Raw genomic sequence first — 15,508 nt, forward strand, 5'->3', positions numbered from 1 at the left:
GACATGACCGTCGACGAGACCAGTGCCACCGACCGCCGGGACCGCGCGTTCCGCACCATGCTCCGGCACGTCGAGAAGGAGACGACCGACGAGTTCGGCGAGATCGCACCGTCCGAGGCGGTGGAGTACCGGGACACCGAGCTCGCCGCGCTGGAGCGCGACCGGGTGTTCGGCGAGGTGCCCTTCATCGTCGGGCACGGCTCCGAGATCGCGAAGCCGAACGAGTTCCTCACCCGCAGACTGCCGCGCAACAACGCGATCGTCATCCGCCAGCGCGACGGCGGCGTGAAGGCCTTCGTCAACGCCTGCCGCCACCGCGGGGCGCAGCTGGTCGAGGAGGAGTCCGGCCGCTGCCGGCTCTTCTCCTGCCCGTACCACCGCTGGTCCTACGACCCCAGCGGCGAGCTGCGCACGGTGACCCTCGACGATACCTTCGGCGACTTCGACCGCTCGAAGCACGGCCTGGTCGAGCTGCCCGTGCAGGAGCGCCACGGCTTCCTCTGGATGATCGACAACGCGAAGCGCGAGATCGACGTCGAGAGCTGGCTCGGGCCCGAGATGGACGCGATCCTGGCCGGCTACAAGATCGAGGACCTGGTCAGCGTCACGCCGCAGACCTTCGACCGGCCGACCAACTGGAAGATCATGCAGGACGGCTTCCTCGACAACTACCACGTCAAGTACGCCCACCCGAACACCGCCGGGAAGGTCCTGCACACCAACAAGCTGGCGCTGGAGGACTTCGGCAGGCACTTCTGGTTCCTTGCCGCGCGCAAGAGCATCGACCGCTTCATCGGCGACGAGGACCCGGCCGGCGCCGACATCGGCAGGCACACAATCGAGAGCTGCTTCATGGCGCCGAACAGCATGCTGCTCAAGCACGCCACGCACGTCGAGCTGCTGACGTTCCGGCCCTACGGCGCCGACCCGGAGAACTCGGTGATGGAGATGCGGATCATGGCTCCCACCACCGAGGCGCTCGGGATGGATCAGGAGAAGTGGGACACCCTCTGGGCGAAGAACTGGAAGATCATGATCTCGATCATCCACGACGAGGACTTCCCCATCCTGGAGGGATCGCAGGCCGCGATGCGCAGCCAGGATGCCGGGACGATGCTGCTGGGCCGCAACGAGCTGGGGAACCACCTGTTCCGCCGGGAGCTCGACCGGCTGGTCCGCACCGAGCCGGACGCGGGATGACCACGAGCGCACTCGGAGCGGACCTGGTCCGGCTGCGGCGGACGACGGCGCCGTCCGCCGCGGCCCGGGACCTGCTCGACCGGGCCGCCCGGTACGACGCCGAGATGGGCTTCGGGCCGCCCCGGCCGGACCGCGGCGGGTCGTCCGGCGCGACCACCGTGATCGAGATCGACACCTGCCTGCACCGGCACGACGTCGACCACGACGACGCCTACGTGCTCGCCGGGGTGCTGACGATCCGGGACCTCGGGGACGGCACCGGGGCCGCCGACCTGGTCGTCGACCCGCGCCGGCGGGCGATCGGCGTCGCGACCGCGGTCGGTGAGGAGCTCGGGACCCGCGCCCGGGGCGAGGGCGGGTGGGCCGGCACCGGCCTGCGCACGCTGCACGCGGTCGCGCACGGCAGCCATCCGGCGGCCGAACGGCTGGCGCGCCGGTCCGGCGTGGCCACCGCAGCGATCCGGCACCATCTCGTCCTGCCGGCCGGGGAGGCGACGCCCGAGGGTGCCGTGCCCGGGCGGGCCGGGGAGCCGACCGGTCCGCACACCGGGGACCGGGCCGATCGCGCCGACGACCGTGACGTCGTCCGGATCGGTGTCGCCGAGGGCACGGCCCGGGTCCGCGCGCCCGGTCCGGACGGCGGACCCGCGGAGATCACCGGGGTCACCGTCGCCACCGGGACCCCGCCGGAGGCCCTGCGCCCGGCGCTCGGCGCGGTGGTCACCGCGGCCGTGGCGCGGCTGCGGGAGCAGGGCGCCGGCGACATCGAGGCCGTCGCCGACCACGACGACGAGCCGCTGCTGGAGGCACTCCGCCCGCTGCTGTTCGAGCACGACCGCAGCGACCTGGTGTTCCACATCGGGCCGGTCGGCTGACACCGCGCACCGGGTGCGTCGCTCGCGGGCGGCGGCCCGGTGCCGGTGCAGGTCCGCCGGGAGGTCAGTCGTTCCCGTCGCCTGCCGCGCCGACCAGGGTCATCCCCGGCAGCTCGCCCGTGTCGCGCCAGTCGCGCAGCAGCCGGTCGAACTCGTAGAAGCCGCGTCCGTAGCGGTCGCCGACCGCGGGCCGGATCCCGCCGTGCCCACCGCCCTCGTTGTTGTAGTAGCCGGGCGTGCACTGCTCCAGGAACGTCGTCGGCGTCGCGACGGCGCGGATCAGTGCGACCCAGTCGTCCTGTGCCTGCCGGGTGGGCTCGACGGTGGTCGCGCCGCGGGCGTGCGCCTGGGCGACGATGTAGGCGATGTGCCCGCCCTGCTGCACGTAGTTGGCCGTCACACTGGCGTTCCCCCCGCCCTGGGTGTTGCCCATGAAGAACATCCCCGGGAACCCGTGGCTGGTCATGCCGTGCAGGGTCCGGAAGCCGTCGCGCCAGTGGTCGTGCAGCGAGAGGCCGTCGCGGCCGACGATCTCGTCGATACCGGAGGCGAGCCGCTGGTCCTGGGCGGAGATCTCGAACCCGCTCGCGAAGATCACGCAGTCGACCTCGTGCTCGCGGCCGCCGGCGACGACTCCGCGCGCGGTCATGCGCTCGACCCCGCGGGATCCGGACACGTCGACGAGGGTCACGTTCGGCCGGTTGAAGGTCTCCAGGTACTCGTTGCTCGAACAGGGCCGCTTGCACAGGTAGCGGTAGTAGGGCTTGAGGGACTCGGCCGTGGCGGGGTCCTGCACGATGTCGTCGACGCGGCGGCGGACGCGTTCCATGACCGCGTAGTCCTCCTCCTCCCGGATCGCGGCGAGCTCGTCGGGGGTCAGCGACCGGCCGGCGATCCGTGCGGAGACGTTGCGGCCCACCTCGGTGAAGAAGTCGCAGGCGACGTCGTCGGCCGGTGACAGGGTCGGGAAGGGCTCCGAGGCGAACGCGTGGAAGGCGGCCTGGCGCCGCTTCTGCCAGCCCGGTTCCAGCGAGGCGGCCCACGCCGGGTCGGTGGGCGGGTTGCGACGCTCGTCGACGGCCGACGGCGTGCGCTGGAACACGTACACGTGCTGGGCGTGGCGGCCGAGGTGGGGCACGATCTGGATCGCCGTGGCCCCCGTCCCGATGACCGCGACGCGCTTGTCGGCGAGCCCGTCCAGGACGACGTCGGACACGCTGCCACCGGTGTAGCCGTAGTCCCAGCGTGCCGAGTGGAACGTGTGGCCGGTGAAGTCGTCGAGACCGGGGATGCCCGGCAGCTTCGGCTTGCTCCACGGACCGGTGGCCAGCACGACGTAGCGGGCGCGCAGCTCGTCGTCGTGGTTGGTGGTCACGATCCAGCGGCCCGTCTCCTCGTCGCGGCGGATCGCCCTGATCATCGTGCCGAACAGGGCACCGTCGTAGAGCCCGAAATGCTTGCCGATGTTGCGGCAGTGCTCGTAGATCTCGGCGCCGTCCGGGAACCGCTGGGACGGCATGTAGCCGAGTTCATCGAGGAGCGGGATGTAGGAGTACGCCTCGTTGTCGCACTGGATGCCGGGGTACCGGTTCCAGTACCACACCCCGCCGAAGTCGCCGCCCATGTCGACGATCCGGACGTCGGTCACGCCCGCCTCGGTCAGGTACGCCCCTGCCAGCAGGCCGGCGAAGCCGCCGCCGACCACGAGCACCTCCACGTCGGAGGCGATCGCGTCACGGTCCACCGGGGGGCTGTGCGGGTCCGCCTCCCAGAAGTCGGTGCGCTCGCCCGCGCCGGTGTGGACGTACTGCGCCGAGCCGTCCTCGCGCAGCCGCCGGTCCCGCTCCGCCGCGTACTTCGCCCGCAGCGCCGCGAGATCGAAATCCGTCGGCGGCGACGAGGGTCCGCAGGTGGTCATGGGTGCTCCTGTCCGTCGATGCCCAGGCCCCGCCGCAGCACGGCCAGGCGGTTGCGCTTGAAGGTCTCGCTCACCGGCGCGGATCCGACGTCGAAACCGTGGAAGGTCCGCGGGTAGACCTCGAGCTGTGTCGGGACGCCCGCCGCGATCAGCCGCCGGGCGAAGTCGAGGTTCTGGTGGACGAGCAGGTCGAGGGCCGCGGCGCCGATATAGGTGGGTGGCAGGCCCGTCAGGTCGGCGGCGCGCGCCGGGCGGCGTAGGGCGACACGTCCGGCCCACCGGCCACCTCCGGGCCCAGCAGGGAGGTCCAGCCGAACCTGTCGCTCTCCCGGAACCAGGCGATCCGCCCGGTCACGCCGTCCGGCTCGGTCACGGCGGGGCGGTCGTCGAGCATCGGGTAGACGAGTGACTGCAGCGCGAGCGAGAGCTCGCCGCGGTCGCGCACCAGCAGGGCCAGCGACGCCGCGAGCGCCCCGCCGGCGCTCACACCCTCCACCGCGATCCGTGCCGGGTCCAGGCCGAGCTCGGCCGCGTCGTCGTGGAGCCACTGCAGTGCGGCGTAGCAGTCCTCGACCTGCGCCGGGTAGCGGTGTTCGGGCGCGAGCCGGTAGCCGACGGACACCACGACGATGCCCAGCTCGGCGACGATCCGCCGGTGGAACGGCGCGCCGTTGTCCGCGGTGCCGCCGACGAACCCCCCGCCGTGGACGAACAGCAGCGCCGGCACGGGCCGCGGCCCGCGGTCGGCCGGGGCGAGGACCACCACGGGCACGTCACGGCCGGGGACGGTCCGCTCGGTACGGACGACGCCGTCGTTGGGCGGGGGCGCCGTCGTGGCCCACACCCCGCGCATCGCCGCCCGGTCGGCGTCGAGGGTCGCGGCGCCGAGCGGACGGGTGGGCATCCGCGCCAGCAACGGTTCCAGGTCGGGGTCCACCCCGGATTCGGTCCCGGTCACCGGCTACACCCGGCTCCGCGCGCTGACCAGGGAGATACCACCGTCGGAGACCAGCGACGTGCCGGTCACGTTGGCGGCCAGGTCGGAAAGGAGGAAGCCGATGGAGTCCGCGATCTCCTCGGGCCGGGCCCACCGCCCCCGCGGGGTGTTCAGCGCTCCCATCCGCGCGACGACCGCGGCCCGGTCACCGTCATGATCGGCGACGGTCCGCCGGAAGCCGTCCTGTGCGTCCCAGATCCCTGTGTCCACGCTGCCCGGGACGACCACGTTGACCCGGATCCCGTGCGCGGCGTTCTCCAGGGCCGCGACCCGGGCCAGGTGCGTCAGACCGGCCTTCGCCGCGCCGTAGTCCGCCGTCGATTCCATCGGCCGGACACCCGCGACCGACGAGGTCAGCACCACGCTGCCGCCGGCCCCGCGCCGCATGAGCCGCAACGCGCAGCGCAGGCCGTGGAAGGCACCGTCCAGGTTGGTGCCCAGCACCCGGCGCCACTGCTGCGCCGACATGTCGGTGACGGCGACGCCCGCGGGCGGCACCCCGGCGTTCAGGACGGCGTGATCGAGCCGCGGTGTCCCTGCCTCGATCCGTTCCCACAGCGCCGGATCGGCGACGTCGCCGACCTCGCGGCGCACCTCGCACCCCGGGTCGAGGGCGGCCAGGCCGTCGGCGTCGGTGTCGACCAGCACCAGACCGGCGACGCCCGCCTCGGCCAGCCAGAGCGCCGTCGCGCGGCCGATGCCCGACGCGGCGCCGGTGACGAGTGCGTGGCGCCCGCCGAGGTCGAGCTTCGCGGCGGCGGTCACGATCCCGCCGGTGTGAAGCGGAGGGGAAGGCGCTCGAGGCCCCGGACCTGGCTGTGGTGGAAGACCGGATCGCCGTCCGGTGCGTAGTCGGGCACGAGGCGGTGGATCTCCTCCAGCGCCACCCGGATCTCGATGCGGGCCAGGTGCGACCCGACACAGCGGTGCACTCCCGCGCCGAAGGCCAGGTGCCGGTTCACGGGCCGGTCCAGCACCAGCGCACGCGGGTTCTCGACGACCTCCCCGTCCCGGCCCGCGGCCGACGACATCAGCAGCACCCGGTCGCCCGGTTCGAGGGTCACCCCGCGCAGCTCGGTGCGTCGCACCACGAGCCGGCCCAGCGCGACGGGGGAGTCGATCCGCAACAGCTCCTCGGCCGCCGTGGCCGAGAGGCCGGGGTCGGCGATCAGCGCCGCACGCTGGGCCGGATCGCCGATCAGGTGGAGGATGCCGAAGGAGAGCACGCCGCGGACGGTGTGCAGTCCTCCGACCATCAGGAGCCAGAGGATCTTGCGCAGCTCGTCGTCGGTGAGCGGACGCTCACCCTGGTAGCGGGCCGCGAAGAGCAGCGCCATCACGTCCGCGCGGGAGTCGTCCCGGCGGGCGATCATGTCCCCGAAGTACCCGCGGACGGCGTCGTCGGCTGCGCCGCGCACCGCCGCGTCCTCCTCCGGGGTCCCGCCCGGCTTCCCGACGAGCAGGTCGGTGGTCCAGCGGTCGAACATCGCGGCGTGCTCGGCGGGCCACCCCATCAGCGCCACGAAGGTGCCCGCGGTCATCGGCTGCGCGAACTCGGTCACGAAGTCGCACGTGCCGCGGGCGGCGAAGGCCGTGATCAGCTCGACCGCCGTAGCCCTGATCCTCTCCTCGAGTGCCGCCATCCGACGTGGGCTGAACAGCGGGTTGAGGATCTCCCGGTAGGACCTGTGGGCAGGCGGGTCGATCTCGTTCGGGATCGACGGCTCGGTCGTGATCCGCGGCACCTGGGCGTTCGCGACCGAGAAGGTCTCCCAGTCCCGGCAGGCGTCGTAGCAGTCTGCGTAGCGGGTCAGGATCCAGTGCCCGCCGTGGCGCGGCGACCAGGCGACGGGTGTCCTCTCCTGCAGCTCGGCCAGTGCCTCGTGCGGCACGGCGAGTGCGGGATCGGTGATGTCGAAGTCGACGACGAGTTCGGGCGGGACATCGGCGGTCTGCGTGGGCATGGTGGTGGCTCCCCGGGTGGGACGAGGGTGTCGTGCGGGACGACGGGTGTCAGCTGCGCCGGCGGCGCCGGGTCAGGTCGTCGTGGAGGTCCCCGGGCGTCACGCGGTGGCCACCTCGGTCCCCGCCACCGCGGTCCGCCTGTCCGACAGCCCGGTCCGCGGCACGAGGGACACGAGCACGGCGGCCACGACGCCCACCGCGCAGAACGCCCAGAACACGCCGGTCGCGCCCGCGGACGTCGACATGATCAGACCGACCATGATCGGCCCGACGACGCCGCCGAGGCGGCCCAGGCCGGTGCAGAGGCCGAGCACGGTGCCGCGTGCGGACGCCGGGAAGTACACCCCGGCGAACCCGTAGACCGCGGTCTGCGACGACGCGCAGAAGCCGATGACCAGCACCAGCGTGAACACGACGGCCTGTGCCGGGCCCAGGATCAGGACCGCCACCGCGAGCGCGCCCAGGACGAACCCGGACGAGATGACGCGCCGCGAGCCGATGCGGTCCGCGAGGCCGGTGAGCACGACCATGCCGATGGCGCTGCCGATGTTGAACGCCAGCAGGAAGGAGAGCGCCGATCCGAGGTCGTAGCCGGTGGAGCGCAGGATCTGCGGGATCCAGGTGTTCATCCCGTAGGACACGAGCAGACCGAAGAAACTGATCACGGGGAAGAGGACCACCGCGACCCGCAGGCCGGGCACGAACATCGAGCGGAGGGCCGAGCGCCGCTCGACCGCCCCCGCGTCGGCCTGCGCGAGCGCGATCGAGGACTCCGCACCGTCGCCGACGTCGTAGCGCTCGGCGAGCGCGCGGGCCTCGTCCACACGGCCGCGGGCCACGAGGAACGCCATGGACTCCGGCAGGTTGCGGTAGGCGACGACGAACAGGACGAGCCCGATCACCGCGGCGGCGGCGAACAGCGCGTGCCAGCCGAAGGCGGGGATGGCGAAGATCGCGACGACGGAGATGATCGCGCCGCCGACGGGGAAGCCCGTCTGGATCAGCCCGTTGGCGAACTGCCGCCGCTCGATCCGGACGTACTCCATGGTCAGCGCGATGACCGTGGGCAGCGCGCCGCCGAAGCCGAGACCGGCCAGGAAGCGGAAGATCGCGAACATCTCCAGGCTCTGCGCGATCGCGCAGACCCCGGTGAACACCGAGAACAGCGCGACGCAGCCCAGCACGATCGGTCGCCTGCCGACGATGTCGGTCAGGTAGCCCGCGACCGTGGCGCCGATCATCATGCCGAACAGCGACAGACTGCCGACGAGACCGGCGGAGACGGCGGTGATGCCCCACTCGCCCCGCTCGAGCAGTGTCGGCAGCACGGCGCCGAACATGAGCAGGTCGATGCCGTCGATGACGGTGACCGCGAGGCAGGTCAGCACGACCGCCCGGGATCCCGCGGTGCGTACAGCGGACATGGTGGGTCCTCTCAGGACTCGTCAGTGAGGGAGAGAGCGGAGGGTGCGGGTGCCCCCGACGATCGTCGAGAGCACCCGCACGGGCTCCGACGACCTGTTCTGCCAGGCGTGCCTGCTGCCGTTGACGACGACGAGGTCCCCGGTGCGCAGGGTGACCTCGCCCTCGTCGAGCTCCAGCACGACCTCGCCGGCGAGCACCACGTTCACGTCGACGGACTCCGTCGAGTGGAAGCCGGGACGCTCCCCGGTGCTCGCCACGATCTCCTCCGGGTCCTCCCCGGTGGTGCCCGCCGGGATGGTCCAGGTGATCACCCAGACGCCGCCCGGCGGCGGGAAGGACACCTCGGCCGGGACGTCGGTGTCCGCGGGTAGTGCCGGCGCGGTGTCGTTGCGCCACAGCAGGTCGAGGTCCATGGTGCCGACCTCGGCGGTCGCCGCCTCGCCGTCGGAGAGCACGAACGAGCGGCCGTCGGCACCCTCGCTCGTCACCACGCGGCGCATCAGAGGGCCGCCGATCCGGCGAGCAGAGCGGTGGAGACGACGGGGTCCCCGGGACCGCCCGTCATCAGTGACAGGGTCGCGTCCGGCACCTGGTTGCACGAGGTGCCGCGGATCTGGCGCACCGCCTCGCCGACCAGGCTCATGCCGTGTACGAAGCCCTCGGCGAGATTGCCGCCGGAGGTGTTGACCGGCAGCGTTCCGGTCGGGGCGACGAGGTTGTCGACGGTGACGAACTCCCCCGCCCCCTCGAGCGTGCAGAAGCCGTGCTCGATCAGGGCGGACACGCCCATCCCCGTCATGTTCTCGTAGATCTGGGCGACGTCGACGTCCCCCGGTCCGTAGCCCGTCTCGCGCCAGAGCCGGTCCGCCACGCCCTGGAAGCCCGCCGACCAGTACGGATCCCCGGACTCCTCCCGCATCCCCCAGCTCCCCGCCGCGCCCATCGGGGCGCCGAGCAGGTAGGCGGGCGTCGGCCGGAGGTCCTTCGCCCGCTCGGCGGACACGAGGATCACGGCGGAGCCGGCGTCGTTCTCCCGCGAGCAGTCGTAGAGCCGGTAGGGCTCGGAGATCCACCGCGAGGCGTCGTAGGTCGCGGCGTCCAGTCCGCTGCGGCCCACGGCCCGCGGGTTGTTCCGGGCGTGGTGGTAGGACACCAACGCCATGTCCCGCAGGGTCCGCGCGGGAACGCCCTCGGCCTCGATGAGCCGCATGGAGCGCAGCGCGCACATCTGTGCCGGCACCTCGATGCCGTTGACCAGCTGCTGGGCCGGGGTGTCCCCCTGTCCGACGTCGACGTTGCCCCGGCTGCCCCGGAACTCCGACATCGCCCGGTAGACGGCGACGATCTCGGCCTGGCCGGTGACGATCGCCGTCGCGGCCAGCCCGAGTGCACCCGGGATCCCGCCGCCGTGTGTCCAGGCCAGCGCACCGAAGCGCAGCTCCCTGGTACCCAGTGCGGCCATCATCCGCTGGCCCTCCGCGCGTTCCGCACCGTAGGAGACGAACCCGTCGATGTCCGCCGGGTCGATCCCCGCGTCCTCGGCGGCGGCCACGATCGCCCGCAGCGCCAGCTTGAGTGCGGGCTCGCCACTGGTCCCACGCTTGTGGAACGGCGTGTCGCCGAGCCCGACGACCGCCGTGGTCCCCCTCAGCACGACAGGCTCCAGCGGAGCGCGGCGTAGCCCCGCGTCCGCGCCGACGGCGGGTCGATGTGCCCGGTCACCGGCGCTCCGATCGCGACGGCCGTGTCCGGTCCGGCCAGCCTCCCGAGGACCCGGGCGCCCGCCGCGGCGGGCAGCTCGGCCACCACCACGACGTAGGGGACCTCCCGGGTCCGGCCGACCCCGGCGTGGACCCGGGTCCACGAGAAGATCCGGCCCTCCATCGCCGTCGGCTCCCAGCGCTGTTCCCAGCCCCCACACGCCGCGCACCGGTGGTGCGCGGGCCACGTCCAGGCCGCGCAGCCGGCGCAGCGCGGCAGCCGGAACTCGCCGTCCTCCAGGGACTCCCAGAAGCCGTCGTCGGCCCCGATCCCCCCGGGGATCCGGTGCTCGTGGAACGAGTACCCCATGATCAGCCCCAGTGCCGGGGGTCGGCGAGTGCGGCGGCCATCCAGCGGTGGAAGTGCTGGTTGGCGATCTCGTTGCGGCCGAAGTGGAGCGGCCCGATGTCGGTGTTCGAGACGGCCTTCTGCAGGCCCTCGTTGACCACGATGTCCTCGTCCTGCAGGACCGCCTGGAGAATGGTCCAGTTCTTCTCCCACCGCGCCGTCAGCTCGTCGGTGGTGGCGGGCTCGCGGGTCAGGATCCGCATCTGCATCCGGGTACCGACGGCCGTGTGCGGCGCGGGTACGAAGTTGAGCACCTCGAGGTGGTCCGGCTGGCGCAGCACGCTCATGTTGGGCATGAGGAAGTGCGCGACGGTGAGGTGCCGGTTCACGTCCACGGTCGCCGGGTCCTGGCCGCGGATCGTGTCGATGCTCCTGCGTGCGGAGACCATCCGTCCGTGGCGGCCCATCGGCTGCCAGGTCTGGGCGTTGTTGTGGAAGTACGGCGCGACGGTCCCGGTGTGGGCGTACGCGATGTGGTACCCGTCGAGGAAGGCGTCCATCAGGACCTTCCAGTTGATCTCCAGATCGAAGTTGCCGGCCCGGTGGCAGTGGTAGCGGTCCATCTCCATCGCGCCCAGCGAGGCGTCGAGGTCCGGGCCGAGCCACTCGCCGACGTCGATCTTCCGGCCGGGGGCGGCGGAGTCCACCGCCCAGACGAAGCCGTGCCGCTCCTCGGCCGGGACCTCCTTGAGCCCCAGGCAGGTCGTGTCCATCTCGCCGAAGGTCGACCCGTCCGCGATGGCGCGCAGGCTGCCGTCGCCGCCGTAGGACCAGCCGTGGTAGCGGCAGGAGAAGAAGCGCCGGTTGCCCGAGTCCTCGTTCACCAGCCGGGCGCCGCGGTGTCGGCAGGTGTTGACGAACGCCCGGACCTGCCCGTCCCGCTGCCGCACGAGCACGACCTCGTTGTTGGGCAGCTGCACGGTCAGGTAGTCGTTCGGCTTCGGCAGCTCGGTGCCGTGCGCGGCGATGATCGGGACGTAGCCGAACAGCTCGGCGCGCTCACGGGCGGCGAGCTCCGGATCGCGGTAGACGCCCGGGTCGATCTCCAGGACGCCGGGCGCCATGTCGGTGGTGCCGTTGTCCAGGTGGTCGAACATGGTGCGGGCCAGGCCCGCCGCGGTCTCGGCGTCATAGGGGAAGGCAGGGTAGAGCCCGGGGTCGGCCATGGTGGTGGGTCCTTCTCGGGTGGTCAGGACAGGTCAGGACGCGGGACGGAACTGCATGCTCTTGATCTCGACGAACTCCTCCAGCCCGAACGCGCCGCCCTCGCGGCCGTGCCCGGACTGCTTGAAGCCACCGAAGGGCGCGGCACCGTTGAAGCCGCCGCCGTTGACCTCGATCTGGGTGGCCCGGATGCGCCGTGCAACGACCTCGGCGCGGGCGGTGTCGGTGGACCAGACGGCGCCCGCGATCCCGAAGATCGTGCCGTTCGCGATCTCGACGGCCTCGTCCTCGGTGTCGAACGGGATGATCGACAGCACCGGCCCGAAGATCTCCTCCTGCGCCACGGTCGCGTCCGGCGCGACGTCGGAGAGCACCGTGGGCGCCACGAAGTAGCCGGGCCCGTCCAGCGGCTCGGTCGAGCCGGTGACCAGGCGGGCGCCCTCGGCGACGCCGGTCCGGACGTAGCCGAGGACCGTGTCACGCTGGTCCGCGGTGACCAGCGGGCCCAGCTTGGTGGCGTCCGCGGCCGGGTCGCCCGGGACGTAGAGCTCGGCCGCCCGCTTCGCCAGCTCCTCCGCGACGGCGAGGCGCTCGCGCGGGACGAGCATGCGGGTCTGCGCGTTGCAGGACTGACCGCCGTTCATGTAGCAGGCCCGCACCGTGTGCGGCACCGCCTTCGCGAACTCCTCGTCGGTGAGGTCCGGCAGCAGCACGGCGGCGCTCTTGCCGCCGAGCTCCAGCGACACCCGTTTCACGGTGCCCGCGGAGAGCTCGATGATCCGCTTCCCGACGGCGTTCGAGCCGGTGAAGCTGACCATGTCGACGTCGGGGTGGCGCACCAGCGCCTCCCCCGCGACGTGGCCGTACCCGTGGACGAGGTTGAACACCCCGGCCGGCACGCCCACCGCGTCGACCGCCTCTGCCAGCAGGTTCGCGGTGAGCGGCGCGACCTCGCTGGCCTTGACCACGACCGTGCAGCCCGCGACGAGTGCGGCCCCGATCTTGGCGGTGATCTGGTGCAGCGGGTAGTTCCAGGGCGTGATGGCACCGACGACACCGACCGGCTCCCGCACGACCACCGAGTTGCGCAGCGGCTGCTCCCACGGGAAGCCGGCCGCCGCCGTCACCGCCTCGCGCAGGTCGAGGACACCCAGGCCGACCTGCGCCCAGCGCGCGGTCCGCCGGGGCGTGCCGACCTCGGACACCACGGTGCCGGTCAGTTCGTCCCCTCGGCGCTCTAGCCCTGGTGATTCACGGAGCTGCGGATTGACCGCGTGATCGGCTGGCGGCGGATCCGGTCCGGTTCGTTCGATGGGTGGGCATGGCGAAGGGGCCGGCCTGCGCGTTCTGCCGGGAGCTCCCGCCGCTCGTCGTGTCGGGCTTCGGAGATCAACCAGCAGGAACAGGCAACGCGCACAGCCGCGCGAACGCGCGGGCGAGATCGACCGCCCAGGGCCAGGACCGTTGGATACGGACCCAGACTCGGCGTTGCCCGCGGGTGATCCGCGCGGCGGTGTGCAACAACCGGTAGCGCAACGCCTTCGGCTCGACCTTCGCCAGGTCGCCGTCGAGAAGCAGGCGCTGGGTCCAGGTGATCAGGTCGACCGCGAGCATGACCACGGTCAACCACGCCGCGTTGACGGCGAAGGACCGGGACGGGAAGTGGTTGAGGCCGGTGTCCTTGCCGCAGCGGATCCGGTCCTCGACCCGGGCGTGGGCGCGGTGGCGGGCGTCGAGGAAGGCGAGCTGCCCGACGCGGGTGTCGGTGGCGAACGCGGTGTAGCGCCAGCCGTCACGCTCCTCGAACGCATCGAGCTGCGCGCCGGGATGCGGCCGTTCGCGACGGACGACAACGCGGGTCCCGGCCGGGTAGTCGACCAACGCGGAGGCGGGGAGCAAGCCGGTGATCTCGGCCAGCCCGGCGCCGTCACGGTGCCCGCCGTCAGCGTCGACCGCCTCGGCCCACACCGTCTTCGGGACCAGGCTGATCACGGTGCGTTCGCGGTCGGTGACGGCCCAGCCGACGGAGAACTCACAGCTCACCGCTGTGTCTTGTTGCGCTCGGATGTGGGCGAGGAAGGCTTTCGTGGCGCCCGCGGTGTCGGTGCGGACCAGGATCGGGTGCCCGTGACGGAACGCGTCAGGGATCTGGGCGAGCGCGTCGTCGAGCACGTTGATGTGATCCGCGGCGGTGTTCGCACCGGCGTTCCCGCGGCGCAAGCGGGCGGCGAGGAACTCGCCGGTGTTGTCGCAGAACGCCAGCATCGGGTGATACCCGAACGTCTTCTTGAACGTGGGCGTGGCCTGTTCCTTCTCGCTGTGGGCGATGACGATCGTGGCGTCGAGATCGATCACCAGCACGTCCCGGCCGTGCCGGCGCAGGTCGCGGCCGGCGACCCGAGCCGCGGGAAACGCGCGACCATCGACGTCGGCGTGCTGGGCCCAGACCACCTCCCGGGCCCGCGCCCGCCCCGCCGCGATCGAGGACAACCGGCGCTCGTCGAGCTTGTCGAGCAGTCGCCAGCAGGTCGAGTCCGATGCCACCGACCCGAACACCGCGCCCTGATCGGCCAGGACCGCGATCTCGCAGATCCTCGTGGCCCCGTCGGCGACCGCGACGGCCAGATCGACCAGCACCCGCCCCGGATCATGACGCGCCCGAGCTCGTCGCAGCGGTGCGAGCGCGGTCGAGAGTTCACTGGTCAACGTGGTCCGGTCGGCGACATCGGCCAGCAGACGCGACCCGACGTGCGACACCACCCCAGCGCCGTCGGCGGTCACGATGACCGGTGGGCGCGTGCTTGTAGTCTGCACTCGGAAAGTGCCTCCTCGACCATGGCGGACAGGGCTTCGACACCCGCTGTCTTACCTGGTCACGAGGCACTTTCTTCAGTTGGGGTCGGAGATCACCGGCACAGCCCGTGAAGAGTCCGGGCTAACAGTGCGGTAGTGGTGTTCGGTTCCCCTGTACGACAGGCGCCGCCGCCCACCACGCTCCCCACGAAGGAACGGATACTCAGCTCATGGACCCCGAGACCCCTGTCGTCATCCTCTGCGGAGGCAAGGGCACCCGCATCCGGGAGGCCTCCGAGAGCCTGCCGAAGGCGATGGTCGAGATCGGTGGACGGCCGATCGTCTGGCACATCATGAAGACCTACCGGGAGCACGGCTTCCGCCGATTCGTCCTGTGCCTGGGCTACAAGAGCTGGGCGATCAAGGAGTACTTCCTCGACTACCGGGCCCGCTCCGCGGACTTCACCCTGTCCATGTCGGACCGGCACCGCATCGACTTCCACAACAGCGTCGACGAGGACTGGGAGATCACCTTCGCCGAGACCGGGCTGGAGGCCGCGACCGGCTCGCGCGTCCGGAAGATCGCGCAGTACGTCGACACCGAGAACTTCTTCCTCACCTACGGCGACGGCGTCGGCACCGTCGACATCACCGCCCTGGCCAAGGAGCACGAGGAGTCCGGGAAGATCGGCACCGTCACCGGGGTGCACCCGACCTCCAAGTTCGGCGAGATGAACGTCGAGGGCGACCGGGTCGTGGAGTTCAACGAGAAGCCCACCCAGGTCACCGGCTTCGTCTCCGGCGGCTTCTTCGCCTTCCGGCGCGAGTTCCTCGACAGCTACCTCGGCGAGCCCGGCGACGACGGCGTCTGGCTCGAGCACGAGCCGCTGCAGCGACTGGCCCGCGACGGGCAGCTCAACGTGCACCGCCACGAGGACTTCTGGTCGGCGATGGACACCTTCAAGGACTACGAGTACCTCAACGACCTGTGGTCGCGCGGTGAGGCGCCCTGGAAGATCTGGGCCTGACCGAGGCTCGCCCCGGGGGCGAGGGCCACCGGTC

At 71.9% G+C, this 15,508-nt stretch carries 15 protein-coding genes; 3 read left to right on the forward strand and 12 right to left on the reverse strand.

Annotated elements, in window-relative coordinates:
* The first annotated feature begins 3 nt into the window (after nucleotides 1-3).
* Nucleotides 4-1,200: an aromatic ring-hydroxylating oxygenase subunit alpha gene (locus XF36_RS18700; RefSeq protein WP_060712967.1), complete on the forward strand. Its 1,197-nt coding sequence runs from the start codon at nucleotides 4-6 to the stop codon at nucleotides 1,198-1,200.
* Complete coding sequence (locus XF36_RS18705; protein ID WP_060712968.1) at nucleotides 1,197-2,075, forward strand: hypothetical protein; 879 nt, start codon at nucleotides 1,197-1,199, stop codon at nucleotides 2,073-2,075. The genes XF36_RS18700 and XF36_RS18705 overlap by 4 nt, the downstream gene beginning before the upstream one ends.
* A gap of 64 nt (nucleotides 2,076-2,139) precedes the next feature.
* On the opposite strand, the gene XF36_RS18710 is transcribed toward XF36_RS18705, so the two are convergent.
* From XF36_RS18710 to XF36_RS18760, 12 genes are all read right to left on the reverse strand, one after another.
* Nucleotides 2,140-3,993: a flavin-containing monooxygenase gene (locus XF36_RS18710; RefSeq protein ID WP_060712969.1), complete on the reverse strand. Its 1,854-nt coding sequence runs from the start codon at nucleotides 3,991-3,993 to the stop codon at nucleotides 2,140-2,142.
* The gene (locus tag XF36_RS35730) at nucleotides 3,990-4,331 is read right to left on the reverse strand and encodes an alpha/beta hydrolase fold domain-containing protein (RefSeq protein WP_202968586.1); all 342 of its coding nucleotides are present in this window, start codon (nucleotides 4,329-4,331) and stop codon (nucleotides 3,990-3,992) included. Before XF36_RS35730 ends, XF36_RS18710 begins: the two co-directional genes overlap by 4 nt.
* Nucleotides 4,223-4,951 (reverse strand): alpha/beta hydrolase fold domain-containing protein, encoded by a 729-nt coding sequence (locus XF36_RS18715; RefSeq protein ID WP_202968420.1) that lies wholly within the window; start codon nucleotides 4,949-4,951, stop codon nucleotides 4,223-4,225. Before XF36_RS18715 ends, XF36_RS35730 begins: the two co-directional genes overlap by 109 nt.
* Before the next feature lie 3 nt (nucleotides 4,952-4,954).
* A complete protein-coding gene (locus tag XF36_RS18720) occupies nucleotides 4,955-5,755 on the reverse strand; it encodes an SDR family NAD(P)-dependent oxidoreductase (RefSeq protein ID WP_060712970.1) in 801 nt (266 codons plus the stop codon).
* Complete coding sequence (locus tag XF36_RS18725) at nucleotides 5,752-6,954, reverse strand: cytochrome P450 (protein WP_060712971.1); 1,203 nt, start codon at nucleotides 6,952-6,954, stop codon at nucleotides 5,752-5,754. Before XF36_RS18725 ends, XF36_RS18720 begins: the two co-directional genes overlap by 4 nt.
* A gap of 99 nt (nucleotides 6,955-7,053) precedes the next feature.
* On the reverse strand, nucleotides 7,054-8,379 hold the full coding sequence (locus XF36_RS18730) for an MFS transporter (RefSeq protein ID WP_060712972.1): 1,326 nt from the start codon (nucleotides 8,377-8,379) through the stop codon (nucleotides 7,054-7,056).
* A gap of 21 nt (nucleotides 8,380-8,400) precedes the next feature.
* Entirely contained in the window at nucleotides 8,401-8,871 is a 471-nt protein-coding gene (locus XF36_RS18735; RefSeq protein WP_202968421.1) for a cupin domain-containing protein, read from the reverse strand.
* An 8-nt stretch (nucleotides 8,872-8,879) separates the two neighbouring features.
* Entirely contained in the window at nucleotides 8,880-10,034 is a 1,155-nt protein-coding gene (locus tag XF36_RS18740; protein WP_060712974.1) for a thiolase C-terminal domain-containing protein, read from the reverse strand.
* The gene (locus XF36_RS18745; protein ID WP_060712975.1) at nucleotides 10,028-10,450 is read right to left on the reverse strand and encodes a Zn-ribbon domain-containing OB-fold protein; all 423 of its coding nucleotides are present in this window, start codon (nucleotides 10,448-10,450) and stop codon (nucleotides 10,028-10,030) included. Before XF36_RS18745 ends, XF36_RS18740 begins: the two co-directional genes overlap by 7 nt.
* Nucleotides 10,451-10,452: 2 nt before the next feature.
* A complete protein-coding gene (locus tag XF36_RS18750) occupies nucleotides 10,453-11,655 on the reverse strand; it encodes an aromatic ring-hydroxylating oxygenase subunit alpha (RefSeq protein WP_060712976.1) in 1,203 nt (400 codons plus the stop codon).
* 33 nt (nucleotides 11,656-11,688) lie between these two features.
* Nucleotides 11,689-12,858: an aldehyde dehydrogenase family protein gene (locus XF36_RS18755; protein ID WP_202968422.1), complete on the reverse strand. Its 1,170-nt coding sequence runs from the start codon at nucleotides 12,856-12,858 to the stop codon at nucleotides 11,689-11,691.
* Nucleotides 12,859-13,042: 184 nt separating this feature from the next.
* The gene (locus XF36_RS18760; RefSeq protein WP_060710764.1) at nucleotides 13,043-14,467 is read right to left on the reverse strand and encodes an IS1380 family transposase; all 1,425 of its coding nucleotides are present in this window, start codon (nucleotides 14,465-14,467) and stop codon (nucleotides 13,043-13,045) included.
* Nucleotides 14,468-14,676: 209 nt separating this feature from the next.
* On the opposite strand from XF36_RS18760, the gene XF36_RS18765 reads away from it, so the two are divergent.
* The gene (locus XF36_RS18765; RefSeq protein WP_020628449.1) at nucleotides 14,677-15,474 is read left to right on the forward strand and encodes a glucose-1-phosphate cytidylyltransferase; all 798 of its coding nucleotides are present in this window, start codon (nucleotides 14,677-14,679) and stop codon (nucleotides 15,472-15,474) included.
* Nucleotides 15,475-15,508 lie beyond the last annotated feature (34 nt).

The sequence above is a fragment of the Pseudonocardia sp. HH130629-09 genome (assembly GCF_001294645.1).
GTDB lineage: Bacteria > Actinomycetota > Actinomycetes > Mycobacteriales > Pseudonocardiaceae > Pseudonocardia.